Source organism: Blastococcus sp. CT_GayMR19, from assembly GCF_004570385.1.
In the GTDB taxonomy this organism is placed as follows: domain Bacteria; phylum Actinomycetota; class Actinomycetes; order Mycobacteriales; family Geodermatophilaceae; genus Blastococcus_B.
In genome coordinates this window covers 67,741-81,312 of the sequence record NZ_SPQL01000014.1, presented here as the reverse complement: position 1 = coordinate 81,312, position 13,572 = coordinate 67,741, and the positions used below count along the sequence as shown (strand labels likewise).

12 protein-coding genes are annotated in these 13,572 nt (G+C 72.8%); 5 read left to right on the top strand and 7 right to left on the bottom strand.

Annotation, left to right across the window (positions count from 1 at the left end):
* Position 1: 1 nt before the first annotated feature.
* From E4P39_RS17810 to E4P39_RS17780, 7 genes are all read right to left on the bottom strand, one after another.
* Positions 2–2,038 carry a bifunctional aldolase/short-chain dehydrogenase gene (locus E4P39_RS17810; protein ID WP_245159925.1) on the bottom strand — a complete coding sequence of 679 codons (2,037 nt, stop codon included), beginning with the start codon at positions 2,036–2,038 and terminating at the stop codon, positions 2–4.
* 98 nt (positions 2,039–2,136) lie between these two features.
* On the bottom strand, positions 2,137–3,303 hold the full coding sequence (rhaI, locus tag E4P39_RS17805) for an L-rhamnose isomerase (RefSeq protein WP_135137922.1): 1,167 nt from the start codon (positions 3,301–3,303) through the stop codon (positions 2,137–2,139).
* The gene (locus tag E4P39_RS17800; RefSeq protein ID WP_135137921.1) at positions 3,300–3,671 is read right to left on the bottom strand and encodes an L-rhamnose mutarotase; all 372 of its coding nucleotides are present in this window, start codon (positions 3,669–3,671) and stop codon (positions 3,300–3,302) included. The genes rhaI and E4P39_RS17800 overlap by 4 nt, the downstream gene beginning before the upstream one ends.
* Before the next feature lie 75 nt (positions 3,672–3,746).
* Positions 3,747–4,832, bottom strand: coding sequence for a rhamnose ABC transporter substrate-binding protein (rhaS, locus tag E4P39_RS17795; RefSeq protein WP_135137920.1), 1,086 nt, complete (start codon positions 4,830–4,832; stop codon positions 3,747–3,749).
* Positions 4,833–4,918: 86 nt separating this feature from the next.
* Entirely contained in the window at positions 4,919–5,977 is a 1,059-nt protein-coding gene (locus E4P39_RS17790; protein WP_135137919.1) for an ABC transporter permease, read from the bottom strand.
* Positions 5,967–7,037, bottom strand: coding sequence for an ABC transporter permease (locus E4P39_RS17785; protein WP_135137918.1), 1,071 nt, complete (start codon positions 7,035–7,037; stop codon positions 5,967–5,969). Before E4P39_RS17785 ends, E4P39_RS17790 begins: the two co-directional genes overlap by 11 nt.
* Positions 7,034–8,515 carry a sugar ABC transporter ATP-binding protein gene (locus tag E4P39_RS17780; protein ID WP_209306593.1) on the bottom strand — a complete coding sequence of 494 codons (1,482 nt, stop codon included), beginning with the start codon at positions 8,513–8,515 and terminating at the stop codon, positions 7,034–7,036. Before E4P39_RS17780 ends, E4P39_RS17785 begins: the two co-directional genes overlap by 4 nt.
* A gap of 246 nt (positions 8,516–8,761) precedes the next feature.
* Between E4P39_RS17780 and E4P39_RS17775 the strand changes: the two genes are divergently transcribed.
* From E4P39_RS17775 to E4P39_RS17755, 5 genes are all read left to right on the top strand, one after another.
* On the top strand, positions 8,762–9,823 hold the full coding sequence (locus tag E4P39_RS17775; RefSeq protein WP_245159924.1) for a LacI family DNA-binding transcriptional regulator: 1,062 nt from the start codon (positions 8,762–8,764) through the stop codon (positions 9,821–9,823).
* Positions 9,820–10,593: a (Fe-S)-binding protein gene (locus E4P39_RS17770; protein ID WP_135137915.1), complete on the top strand. Its 774-nt coding sequence runs from the start codon at positions 9,820–9,822 to the stop codon at positions 10,591–10,593. Before E4P39_RS17775 ends, E4P39_RS17770 begins: the two co-directional genes overlap by 4 nt.
* Positions 10,594–10,669: 76 nt before the next feature.
* Positions 10,670–12,130, top strand: coding sequence for a LutB/LldF family L-lactate oxidation iron-sulfur protein (locus tag E4P39_RS17765; protein WP_135137914.1), 1,461 nt, complete (start codon positions 10,670–10,672; stop codon positions 12,128–12,130).
* A complete protein-coding gene (locus E4P39_RS17760; RefSeq protein WP_135137913.1) occupies positions 12,127–12,750 on the top strand; it encodes an LUD domain-containing protein in 624 nt (207 codons plus the stop codon). Before E4P39_RS17765 ends, E4P39_RS17760 begins: the two co-directional genes overlap by 4 nt.
* Before the next feature lie 85 nt (positions 12,751–12,835).
* Positions 12,836–13,552, top strand: coding sequence for an alpha/beta hydrolase (locus tag E4P39_RS17755; RefSeq protein WP_135137912.1), 717 nt, complete (start codon positions 12,836–12,838; stop codon positions 13,550–13,552).
* Positions 13,553–13,572 lie beyond the last annotated feature (20 nt).

Here is a 13,572-nt window from a genome sequence, read left to right as displayed (position 1 = left end):
GTCAGCGGAGGAAGGCGGCCGCGACGCCCGAGTCGACCGGCACGTGCAGGCCCGTCGTGCGGGTCAGGTCACCACCGGTCAGCGCGAAGACGGCGTCGGCGACGTGGTCGGGCAGCACCTCGCGCTTGAGCAGGGTCCGCTGGGCGTAGAACTCGCCGAGCTTGTCCTCCTCGACGCCGTAGACGGCGGCCCGGCTGGCGCCCCAGCCGCCGGCGAAGATGCCGGAGCCACGGACGACACCGTCGGGGTTGATGCCGTTGACGCGGATCTGGTGCGGGCCGAGCTCGGCGGCCAGCAGCCGGACCTGGTGCGCCTGGTCGGCCTTGGTCGCCCCGTAGGCGATGTTGTTCGGACCGGCGAACAGCGAGTTCTTGCTGCTGATGTAGACGATGTCGCCGCCCAGCCCCTGCTCGATCATGATGCGGGCGGCCTCGCGGGAGACCAGGAAGCTGCCCTTCGCCATGACGTCGTGCTGCAGGTCCCAGTCCTGCTCGGTCGTCTCCAGCAGCGGCTTGGAGATCGACAGCCCGGCGTTGTTCACCACCAGGTCGACCCCGCCGAAGGCCAGCGCGGCCGCGCGGAACGCGGCCGCCACGGCCTCGCCGTCGGAGACGTCGGCGGCCACGCCGATCGCGACGTCGGAGCCGCCGATCTCGGCGGCGGCGTTCCGGGCCTTCGACAGCTCGAGGTCGGCGACGACGACGCAGGCGCCCTCGGCCGCGAGCCGGACGGCGATCGCCTTGCCGATGCCGGAGGCGGCCCCGGTGACCAGGGCGACCCGGGTCGCCAGCGGCTTCGGCTTCGGCATCCGCGCGAGCTTGGCCTCCTCCAGCGCCCAGTACTCGATGCGGAACTTCTCCGCCTCGTCGATCGGCGCATAGGTGGAGACGGCCTCGGCGCCGCGCATCACGTTGATCGCGTTCACGTAGAACTCGCCGGCCACCCGCGCGGTCTGCTTGTTGGCCCCGAAGCTGAACATGCCGACGCCGGGCACGAGCACGATCGCCGGGTCGGCGCCACGCATGGCCGGGCTGTCCGGGGTCGCGTGCCGCGCGTAGTAGGCGGCGTACTCGGCGCGGTACTCCTCGTGCAGCTCCTTCAGCCGCGCGACGACGTCCTCGACCGACGCGTGCGCGGGCAGATCGACCACCAGGGGCCGCACCTTGGTGCGCAGGAAGTGGTCGGGGCAGGACGTGCCCAGCGCCGCCAGCCGCGGGTGCTCGGCCGCGGCGAGGAAGTCGAGCACGACCTCGGCGTCGGTGAAGGAGCCGACCTGGGGCCGGTCGGTGGACGCCAGCCCGCGGATGACCGGGGCGAGCGCGGCCGCCTTGTGCTTCCGCTCCGCCGGCGGCAACGCCTCGTAGCCCGGGACGACCGGACCGAAGGGCTCGGGGCGGCCGCGCTCGGCGAGGAAGCGCTCCGCCGTCCGGATGATCTCCAGGCTGTTGGCCTCGCACTGCTCGCTCGTCTCGCCCCACGCCGTCACGCCGTGCCCACCGAGGATGCAGCCGATCGCCTGCGGGTTCTTCTCCGCGATCTCGGCGATGTCCAGGCCGAGCTGGAATCCGGGCCGGCGCCACGGCACCCAGACGACGCGGTCGGCGAAGCACTCGCGGGTCAGCGCCTCGCCGTCGGCCGCCGTCGCCAGGGCGATCCCCGAGTCGGGGTGCAGGTGGTCGACGTGCGCCGACCGGACCAGGCCGTGCATCGCCGTGTCGATCGACGGCGCCGCACCGCCCCGCCCGTGCAGGCAGAAGTCGAAGGCGGCAACCATCTCGTCCTCCCGGTCGACGCCCGGGTAGACGTCGACCAGGGAGCGCAGCCGGTCCAGCCGGAGGACGGCGAGACCGGGCTCGGTGAGCGTGCCGAGGTCTCCCCCGGAGCCCTTGACCCAGAGCAGCTCGACCGGCTGCCCGGTCACCGGGTCGGTCTCGGTGCCCTTCGCGGAGGTGTTGCCGCCGGCGTAGTTGGTGTTGCGCGGGTCCGCGCCGAGCCGGTTGCTCCGGCCCAGCAGGTCCTCGACCACGGGGTTCGTCACGATCGTGCGGTCCTTCCGATGTCCTGTCCCCGCTTTCGGTACCGAAAGCGCGGAAGAGAGGGGCCGCTTTCGGTACAGAAAGCGGAGGGCTGGTGGGGTCAGGCGCCCCAGCCGGCCTGGGAGCCGCCGACGCGCTCGCGGGCGATGCGCTCCTGGTGGCCGGACCGGGCGTAGGCGGCGTACGGGTCGGGGTCCAGGCCCGACGACACCCGCAGCTCGGCGAGCAGCGGGCGGACGTCGGTGTTGTAGGCGTCCATCAGCAGCGCGTTGGCCCCCAGCACGTCACCCGACCGCTGGGCCGCGGCAAGCGCGTCGCGGTCGACGAGCAGCGCCTTCGCCGTCGCCTCCTGCACGTTCATCACCGACCGGATCTGGCCCGGGATCTTGGGCTCGATGTTGTGGCACTGGTCGAGCATGAAGTTGACGTCGGCACCGAGCAGGGCGTCCGCGGCCACGATCTCGTTCAGGATCCGGAACAGCTGGAACGGATCCGCCGACCCGACGATGAGGTCGTCGTCGGCGTAGTTGCGCGAGTTGAAGTCGAACGCGCCCAGCCGCCCGGCCCGCAGCAGCTGCATGACGATGAACTCGATGTTGGTGCCCGGCGCGTGGTGGCCGGTGTCCAGGACGACGGTCGCCTGCTCCCCCAGCGCGAGGCAGTGCACCAGCGACGTGCCCCAGTCGGGGATGTCCATCGCGTAGAAGTACGGCTCGAAGAACTTGTACTCGAGCAGCATCCGCATCCCCGGCCCGAGCATCGCGTAGATCTGGGACAGCGAGTCGGCCAGCCGGTCCTGACGGGCCCGCAGGTCGTCCTGCCCCGGGTAGTTGGTGCCGTCCGGCAGCCACACCTTGAGGTCGGTCGAGCCGGTGGCGTTCATGACCTCGACGCATTGGGCGTGGTGGTCGATCGCCTTGCGGCGGACGGCGGGATCGGCGTGGGTCAGCGAGCCCAGCCGGTAGTCGTCGTCCTGGAAGAGGTTGGAGTTGATGGCGCCGATCGAGACACCGAGGTCGGCGGCGTGGGCGGCAAGCTTGCCGTAGTCGTCGACCAGGTCCCACGGGATGTGCAGGGACACCCGCGGCGCGACGCCGGTGTACCTGTTCACCTGGGCGGCGTCCTCGAGCTTCTCGTACGGATCGCGGGCCACACCGGGCTGGCCGAAGACCTTGAACCGGGTGCCGGAGTTGCCGAACGCCCAGGAGGGCAGCTCGATGGTCTGCTGCGCCAGCGCCTCGAGCGCGCTGGACCTGGTTGTGGTCACGGTCGGTCTCCTGTTCCGGGGGTGGTCGTCTCACAGGCCGCCGCGAGCTGGGCGTCGAGATCGAAGACGAGATCGAGCAGGTGCATCCCTCGGTCGGGCCGACCGTCGGGGAGGTCGAAGAAGGGCGCCATGTCGGCCTGCCAGCGGGAGTTGACCGAGGTCCGCTCCATGGCGGCCTGGGCCGCGGCGAGGTCGTCGGTCACCAGGGTGCCGACCAGCAGGCCGTCCTCGCGCAGGAAGAGCTGGTAGTCGTGCCAGCCGGTGTCGCGCAGGGCACGCAGCATCTCCGGCCACACGGTGGCGTGCCGCTCGCGGTACTCGGCGAGCCGGTCCGGGCGGACCTGGAGCGTGAAGCAGACGCGGGGCACGTCGGGTTCCTCTCAGCGGGGTGGTGCCTCCTGCCGCCGCCGGCCGGATGACCGGCGGCGGCAGGAGCGGACGACTCAGAAGTCGAAGTCGTCGATGTTGTCGGCGTTGAACACGGTGGGCTCGCCGAGGACGACGACGCCGTCGGCCTCGACCGTGTACTCGCCGAGCTCGCCGGCCTCGAAGGTCTCGCCCTCCGCGCCGGTGATCTGACCGGCGGCCAGGGCCGCTCCCGCGTAGGCGGCCAGGTAGCCGAGCTCCTCGGGGTTCCACAGCGCGAAGGCCGTGACGGTGCCGTCCTTGACGAACTCCCGCATCTGGTTCGGCGTCCCCAGGCCGGTCAGCGCGACCTTGCCCTTGTACTCGGAGCCGGACAGGTACCGGGCCGCGGCCGAGATCCCGACGGTGGTCGGCGAGATGATCCCCTTGAGCTCCGGATAGGTCTGCAGCAGACCCTGGGTCTCCTGGAAGGACTTCTCGTCCTCGTCGTCGCCGTAGACGGTGGCGACGATCTCCATGTCGGGGTACTTCTCGGCGGCGTAGGTCTCCATGATCTCGATCCAGGCGTTCTGGTTCGTCGCGTTCGCCGTCGCCGACAGGATCGCCACCTGGCCCGCGCCACCCATCTGCTCGGCCATCAGGTCGATCTGGCTCTGCGCGATGCCCTCGCTGGTGGCCTGGCTGATGAACAGGTCGCGGCACGCGGGATCGGTGTCGGAGTCGAAGGTGACGACGTTGGCGCCACCGGCCCGGGCCTGGTCCAGCGCGCTGCAGATGGCGTTCGGGTCGTTCGCCGAGGTGACGATGACGTCGACGCCCTGCTGGGTCAGCGTGTTGATGTAGCTGACCTGCGAGGAGGCGCTGGCCTCGGACGGGCCGACCTCGCTGAACTCGCCCTCGATCTCCTCGACCGCGTTCTCGCCGCCGCCGTCGGCGATCGCGAAGTAGGGGTTGTTCAGCTGCTTGGGCAGGAAGGAGATCTTCAGCCCCGAGGGGATCTCGGCGTCGGGGTTGGCCGAGGCGCTGGCCTCGCCGGCGGAGCCGCCGCCCTCCTCCTCGCCGCGGGTGGTGCCGCCGCAGGCGGCGGTGGTCAGCACCAGGGCCGCGACGGCGGCGCCGGTCAGGCCGCCGCGCAGGCGGCGGCTGGACAGGAAGCTGGTCATGGGTTGCCTCTCTTGTGAGCCGGCGCCAGGGCGGCCGGAGTCGGGGAACGGACGTGCGCCCGGGACGGGGCGTGCGGGTGGTGCGCTCATGGGGTGCGGGGCCGGCCCCGCGGCCGCCGCCCGCGGAACCGGGCGGCGATCTGCGGCGTGACGACGGCGACGATCAGCAGCGCGCCGGTCACGATGTTCAGGACGTCGGAGGGCACGTTGACCAGCTGCAGGGCGTTGCGCAGCGAGCCGAGCAGGAGGGCACCGGCGAGGACGCCGACCAGGCCGCCGCTGCCGCCGAAGATCGAGACGCCGCCCAGCAGGATCGCCGCGATGACCTGCAGCTCCAGGCCCTGGGCGTTGTCGGCGCGGGCACTGCCGTAGCGCAGCGTCCAGTAGACGCCGCCGAGGGCCGCGACGACGCCGGTCACGACGAAGAGCCAGAGCTTGGTGCGGCCGACGTCGATCCCCGCGAACCGGGCGGCGTCCTCGCTGTTGCCCATGGCGTACAGCGAGCGGCCGATCGGGGTGGCGTGGAGGACGACGCCGGTGAGCACGATCAGCACGAGCAGCGGGACCACCACCACGGGGATGCCGGTCGCCCCGATGCCGCTGAGCGCCCAGGTCGTCCAGGATCGGGGGAAGTCGGCGACGGCCCGGTCCCCGAGGACGACGAAGGCCAGCCCGCGGTAGAGCGCGAGGGTGCCGATGGTGACCGCCAGGGAGGGCAGCCCGAGCCTGGTGACGAGCAGTCCGTTCACCGCGCCGAGCACGCCGCCCAGCAGCAGGCAGATCGGGATGATCGCCTCGAGGGGCAGCCCGGCGAACCACAGCTGGCCCATCACCGCGCTGGTCAGCCCCACCGTGCTGGCCACCGACAGGTCGATCTCGCCGGTGACGATCACGAGGGTCAGCGGCAGCGCGATCAGCACGATCACGACGACGTCCAGCAGCAGGAAGCCGGTGTTGCGCGTCGAGGCGAAGCCCTCGACCGCGAACGAGGCGACGAGCAGGAAGACGACCAGGACCAGCGTGATCACGCCGTCGCCGGTGCCCAGCAGGCGGAGCCGCGAGGTCGGCGAGGGCCGCTCGGCGGGCGCCTGGCCGGCCGGGGTCGCGGGGGCGGGGGTGGCGGGGTGGGCCGAATCAAGCGCCACGGAGGTTCCTCCCTCGGAGGCGGCGGGCCAGGCGCAGGGAGAGCGCCCGGTCCAGGGCGATGGCGGCGAGGATCAGGGCGCCGACGGCGGCGTCCCGCCAGAACGGGTTGAGACCGAGCTGGGGCAGCGAGGTCCCGATGGTGGTGAGCAGGAGAGCGCCCAGCGCGGCGCCGTACACCGAGCCGCTGCCCCCGAAGATGGCCACGCCACCCACGACGGCCGCCGCGACGACGAAGAGCTCCTGGCCGGTGCCTGCGGTGGCGTCCAGCGTCTGGAACCGCGCGGCGTAGAGAACCCCCGCGAGGCCGGCCAGGGCGCCGTTGACGACGAACGCGAGGAGCACCCGCCGGCCGACCGGGATGCCCGACAGCCGTGCGGCCGCGGGGTCCGAGCCGATGCCGTACAGCTCCCGGCCGCTGCGGTAGTTGCGGAGGTAGAAGCCGACCAGCAGCACCACGGCCAGTGCGATCAGGAACAGCAGCGGGACGCCGAGCAGCCGGGCGCCGGCGAGGGACTTGAAGCCGGTGGGCAGGTCGGCGGCGTTGATCTGCAGCCGGTCGCTGCTGCTGGCCCAGAGCGAGTCCAGTCCCCGGAACGCGTAGAGCGTGCCCAGGGTGACCACCAGGGACGGCACCTTGGCGATGGCCACGATGGCGCCGTTGAGCAGGCCGCACGCCGCCCCGACCGCCATCCCTGCCAGGATCACCAGGACCACCGGGGTGCCCGGCGCGTTCACCAGCAGCGTGCCCGACGCGTAGGCGGACAGCCCGAGGACCGAGCCCACGGAGAGGTCCACGTTCCGGGTGACGATGACGATCGTCTGGCCGGCCGCGAGGACCGTCAGGATCGACGCCGACAGGAGCAGGTCGCGGAGGTTCTGCCCCGACAGGAAGCGCGGGTTGGCGATCACCGTGGCGACGATCAGGAGCAGCAGCGCGGCCAGGATACCGAGCTCGCGCACCACCACCAGCCGCTGCACCAGCGCCGCGCCGCGCCCGCCGGTGTGCTCGGGGGCCACGTCGACCGGAGCCGGGGCCGCGGCCTTCGTCGAGGAGCTCATGACGCCACCGCCGGGCGGCCGGCCTGGCCGGTGGCCGCGAGCATCACGCTGTCCTCGTCGGCCTGCGCCCGGGGGATGTCGGCGACGACGCGGCCCTCGTGCATGACGAGGACGCGGTCGGCCATGCCGAGGACCTCCGGGAGCTCGCTGGAGACCATGACGACCGCCATGCCGTCCGCCGCGAGCTGCGAGAGCAGGCGGTGCACCTCCGCCTTGGTGCCGACGTCGATCCCGCGGGTCGGCTCGTCGACGATGAGCACCCGGGGGTCGGTGGACAGCCACTTCGCCAGGACGACCTTCTGCTGGTTGCCACCGGAGAGCGTGGACACGGCGTCCGAGAGCTTCCCGGCCTTGACCTGCATCCGCTTCGTCCAGTCGGCGGCCGTGGCCCGCTCGCTCCGGGCGGAGAGGAGGCCGAACCGCGCGAGCTTCCAGCGCCGGGTCAGGGTGGCGTTGCGTTCCACGGAGAGCTCCATGACCAGTCCCTGCTGGCGGCGGTCCTCGGGCACGAGCGCCAGGCCGGCCGCCATGGCCGCGGCCGGCGACCCCTGGCGCAGTTGCGACCCGGCGACCCGGACCGAGCCCGCGTCGTAGGCATCCACGCCGAACACGGCCCGGACGACCTCGCTGCGCCCGGCCCCGACGAGACCCGCCAGGGCGACGATCTCCCCGGCGCGCACGTCGAACGAGACGTCGGCGAAGACCCCGACGCGCGTCAGCCCGCGGACCTCGAGCACCACCTCGCCGGGCTCGACGTCGATCTTCGGGAAGAGCGAGGCGACCTCGCGGCCGACCATGCGCCGCACCACCTGGTCGACGGTGAGGTCCGTGGCCGGGTCGGTCGACACCCACTGGCCGTCGCGCATGACCGTGATCCGGTCGCACAGGTCGAAGACCTCGTCGAAGCGGTGGGAGATGAACAGCACGGCCGCGCCGGAGGAACGCAGCGACCGGGCCACGGTGAACAGCCGCTCGACCTCGACGCCGGAGAGCGCCGCGGTGGGCTCGTCCATGACCAGCACTCGGGCGTCGAACGAGAGCGCCTTGGCGATCTCGATCATCTGCTGGTCGGCGATGGACAGGCCGCGCGCCGGGCGGTCGGGGTCCAGCGTGACGCCGAGCCGCTCGAACAGCGCCCGGCAGCGTGCGGCCAGTTCCCTGCGGTCGATCCGGCGTCCGCCGGTGAGCGGCTGGCGGCCCATGAAGATGTTCTCCGCGACCGAGAGGTCGGGGAACAGCGTGGGCTCCTGGTAGATGACTGCGATGCCGGCCGCGCGGGCCGCGGCCGGGTTGTCCAGCGTCACCGGGGCGCCGTCGAGCAGCACCCGTCCGGAGTCGGGGCCGTGGACCCCCGCCAGGATCTTGACCAGCGTCGACTTGCCGGCGCCGTTCTCGCCGACCAGCGCGTGCGCCTCGCCGGCCCGCAGTTCGAGTCGGGCACCGCGCAGCGCGGCGACGGCGCCGAAGGACTTGCTCACGTCCTCGAGAGCGAGGACGACGCTGCCGGGCGCGGGGTGCGCCGGGGCTGGCTCCAGGGTGACCGCCTCCGATGTATGAAACGTTTCACAAGGGGTGTGGCGCAGACCATAGGGATACCGCCCGGCTGTGTCAAGCGTCACGGACGCCACGCTCAGCACCCGGATATGTACGCCTGTGCTGCGCGGTTGACACGTTTCACCCGGGACCGGGATCATGCGGGCTCACGGGCGCATCGACGCGGCCTGGTGATCCGGGGAGGACCACTGACCAGCAGCATCCGCGACGTCGCCGAGCGGGCGGGTGTCTCGGTGGGGACCGTCAGCAACGTGCTCAACCGCCCCACCATGGTCAGCGAGGTGACCCGTGACCGCGTCCTCGCCGCGATCGCCGACCTCGGCTTCGTCCGCAACGAGTCGGCCCGGCAGCTGCGGGCCGGGCACAGCCGGACCATCGGCCTGGTCGTCCTCGACATCGCCAACCCGTTCTTCACCGACGTGGCACGTGGCGTCGAGGAGGCGGCGAACGCCGAGGGGTTGTCGGTGATCCTCTGCAACTCCGACGACCTCGCGGCCCGGGAGGCGGCGCACCTGGACGTGCTCGCCGAGCAGCGCGTGCGCGGTGTCCTCATCACCCCCACCGCCGAGCTCTCCCCCGCCCTCGAGGCCGTGCGCCGCCGGGGCGTGCCGGTGGTGCTGCTGGACCGTCGGGCCACCGGCCCGGACCAGTGCTCGGTCGCGGTGGACGACGTCCACGGGGGCCGGCTCGCCGCCGATCACCTGCTGGAGCGGGGGCACCGGCGGATCGCATTCGTCGGGGGATCCTCCGGCCTGCCCCAGGTGCAGGAGCGGCACCAGGGCGTGGAACTGGCGATCCGTGAGGCCTGCGGATCCGACGACGCGCTGACCGTCCTCTCGCCCGCCAAGCTCACCGTGGCGGGTGGGCGCGAGGCCGCCGAGCAGATCATCGGGACGCCCGCCGCGCGGCGTCCCACGGCCGCGATCTGCGCCAACGACCTGCTCGCCCTGGGGATGCTCCAGGAGATGGTCCGGCACGGTGTCGCGGTGCCGGAGGACTTCGCGATCGTCGGTTACGACGACATCGACTTCGCCGCCGCCGCCGCCGTCCCGCTCTCGTCGGTGCGCAAGCCACGGCAGGAGCTCGGTCGACGCGCGGCCGAGCTGCTGATCGACGAAGCTCGCGGGGAGAACCACCTGCACGAGCAGCTGCTCTTCGAGCCCGTGCTGGTGGTCCGGCAGTCCAGCATGGTGCGCAGGAACGCCGCGCCTACCCGGGAGGCGACCGCATGAAGGTAGCTCTGTTCGCCACCTGCCTGGTGGACACGATGGTGCCGCAGGTGGCCCGCGCCACGGCCACCCTGCTCGAGCGGCTCGGTCACGAGGTCGTCGTCCCGGCGGGGCAGAGCTGCTGCGGGCAGATGCACGTCAACACCGGGTACCGCCACGAGGCCGTGCCGATCGTCGCCAACCACGTCCGCGCGTTCGCCGGGGCGGAGGCGATCGTGGCGCCGTCCGGGTCGTGCGTCGCCTCGATCCACCACCAGCAGGCCGCCGTGGCCCGCCGGGCGGGCGAGCACGCACTCGCGGACGAGGCGGAACTGCTCGCGGGACGCACCTACGAGCTGTCCCAGTTCCTGGTCGACGTCCTCGGCGTGACCGACGTCGGGGCCTTCTACCCGCACCGGGTGACCTACCACCCGACCTGCCACTCGCTGCGGCTGCTGCGGGTCGGCGACCGGCCGCTGCAGCTGCTCCGCGCCGTCCGCGGCCTCGATCTCGTGGAGCTGCCCGGCGCCGACCAGTGCTGCGGCTTCGGCGGCACGTTCGCCGTCAAGAACGCCGACATCTCGACGGCGATGCTGACCGACAAGATGGCCAACGTGCTGTCGACCCACGCCGAGGTCTGCACCGCCGGCGACGCGTCCTGCCTGATGCACATCGGGGGCGGGCTGTCCCGGCTCCGGGCCGGCACCCGCACGGTGCACCTGGCCGAGATCCTCGCCTCGACGGAGGAAGCCGTGAACCCGCAGCAGTCGACCAAGCCCTCGGTGCCGGCATGACCGCCCCGTGCCGGCTTTCGGTACCGGAAGCGGCGCCGTCGCCCTCCGCTTCCGGTACCGAAAGCGGGAGTCGGCGATGACCGCGGTCTTCCTCGGCATCCCGACGGCGCCCCGCGACGTGGGGCACCTGCGGGGCGACCAGTCCTTCCCGGACGCCGCCCGCGGTGCCCTGCGGGACGGGCAGCTCCGCGCGAACCTCGGCCACGCCACCTCCACCATCCGGGCCAAGCGCGCCCGCGTCGTCGGCGAGGTGCCCGACTGGGCGGAGCTCCGGGAGGCCGGTCGCGCGATCAAGGCCGCCACGATGGCCCGGCTCGACGAGCACCTGATCGCCCTGGAGGAGCAGGTCACCGCCCGCGGCGGCACGGTCCACTGGGCGCGCGACGCGAACGAGGCGAACGCGATCGTCACCCGGCTGGTGCAGGCCACCGGCGCGGACGAGGTGGTCAAGGTCAAGTCGATGGCCACCCAGGAGATCGGCCTCAACGAGGCGCTCGAGGCCGCCGGGATCACCGCGCTGGAGACCGACCTCGCCGAGCTGATCGTGCAGCTCGGCGACGACAAGCCCTCCCACATCCTCGTGCCGGCGATCCACAAGAACCGCTCCGAGATCCGCGAGATCTTCGCCCGCACCATCCCCGGTGTCGACCCCGAGCTCACCGACGAGCCGCGGAAACTCGCCATGGCCGCCCGCACCCACCTGCGCGAGCGCTTCCTGAGGGCCCGGGTGGCCGTCAGCGGCGCGAACTTCGCGATCGCCGAGACCGGCACCCTCACGGTGGTCGAGAGCGAGGGCAACGGCCGGATGTGCCTGACGCTGCCGGAGACGCTGATCACCGTCATGGGCATCGAGAAGGTCGTGCCCACCTGGCGCGATCTCGAGGTGTTCCTGCAGCTCCTCCCCCGCTCCTCCACCGGCGAGCGGATGAACCCCTACACCTCGCTGTGGGCCGGGGTCACCCCGGGCGACGGGCCGCAGGACTTCCACCTCGTCCTGCTCGACAACGGGCGGACGGCGGTGCTCGCCGACGAGGTGGGCCGCGAGGCGCTGCACTGCATCCGGTGCTCGGCCTGCCTCAACGTCTGCCCGGTGTACGAGCGCGCCGGCGGGCACGCCTACGGCTCGGTCTACCCCGGGCCGATCGGCGCCGTCCTCTCCCCGCAGCTCACCGGGGTCGAGGACAACGCGTCGCTGCCGTACGCCTCGTCGCTGTGCGGCGCCTGCTACGACGTGTGCCCGGTCGCGATCGACATCCCCTCGATCCTGGTGCACCTGCGCGCCGAGCACGTGGAGGCCCAGACGCGGACGACCCCCGAGGCGGCGGCGTTCCGCGCCCTGTCGAAGGTCATGTCCAGTCCCCGGCTCTGGCACCTGGCCCAGCGGGCCGCCGGGCTCGGCCGGTTCCTCGCCCGGGGGAAGCCGACGCTGCCGGCCGCCCTGCCGCCCCCGGCGTCGAAGTGGACGCGCACCCGCGACCTGCCCACCCCGCCGCGGGAGACGTTCACGCAGGCCTGGGCGCGGGAGCACGGCCGATGACGGCCCGGGAGGAGATCCTCGGCCGGATCCGGACGGCGCTCGGCCCGGACCGCGCGGCGCCCGCCCCGATCGCGCGGAACTACCGGACCGCCGACGACCGCTCGGCGGCCCAGCTGCTCGACGTCCTCACCGACCGCCTCGAGGACTACAAGGCCACGGTGCTGCGCTGTGCGCCGTCCGAGGTCGCGCAGACCGTCGCCAGCGCGCTGCAGGCGACGCTCGGGGAGCACCCCGAGGCCGACGTCGTCGTGGCCCCCGGCCTGCCTGCCGACTGGCGCCCGGACGGGGCCACCGAGGACGACGGCCGACCCGCCGTGGAACTCGCGGGATACGCGGCGACGGTCACCGGCGTCTCCGTCGCGGTCGCCGAGACCGGCACCCTGGTGCTCGACGGCAGCCCGGTCTGCGGGCGGCGCGCGCTGTCCCTGCTCCCCGACTGCCTGGTCTGCGTGGTGACGGGCGACCAGGTGGTGGGCGGCGTGCCGGAGGGGCTGGCACGGCTCGAACCGCTCGCCCCGCTGACGATGATCAGCGGGCCCTCGGCGACCAGCGACATCGAGCTCCAGCGGGTCGAGGGCGTCCACGGCCCCCGCACCCTGCTGGTCGTCCTGGTCGGCTGACGATGCCGGCACAGAGCTCCTTGTAGCCGGCGTCGGTCGCTGCGACCATTCCGGCGCACGGGGACCCGACGTCCTGGGGGCCGCGATGGCCACGTTCGTGATCGTGCACGGCGCCTGGTCGGGCGCCCACGCCTGGCGCTGGGTCCGCCCGCTCCTCCGCACGGCCGGCCACGAGGTCGTGACGCCGTCGCTCACCGGCCTCGGGGAACGCGCCCACCTCGCCACCCCGGAGACGGACCTCGACGTGCACATCGCCGACGTCGTCGCGGTGCTCCACTACGAGGACCTCACCGACGTCGTGCTCGTCGGCCACAGCTACGGCGGCATGGTGATCACCGGGGTGGCCGACCGCACCCCCGAGCGCATCGGGCAGCTCGTCTACCTCGACGCGGACGTGCCCCGCGCGGGCGAATCGATGCTGGACCTCGTCCCGGCCGAGTCGCGGGCTCTGTACGAGGAGTCGGCCCGCACCCGGGGCGACGGATGGCGGGTGCCGGCACCCCTTCCCGACCCGTTGCCACCGGACATCCCGTCCGAGGTCGCGTGGGCGGTGGCGCGGATGGTCCACCATCCTCTGGCCACCATGACGCAACCGCTGCACCTCGAGCACGGGGAGACCGAGCTGCCGCGGACCTTCGTGCTCTGCACGGAGGAGAAGGAGGGCGAGGCCGAGCCGCCGTCCGTGACGCGGGTGCGCACCGACCCCTCCTGGCGGCTGGTCGAGCTGGCCGCGAGCCACACGGCGCACGTGGCCGCGCCGGCGCTTCTCAGCAGCACGCTCCTGAAGATCGCCGCGGGGTAGCCCGGCCGCGGCGGGCCGGC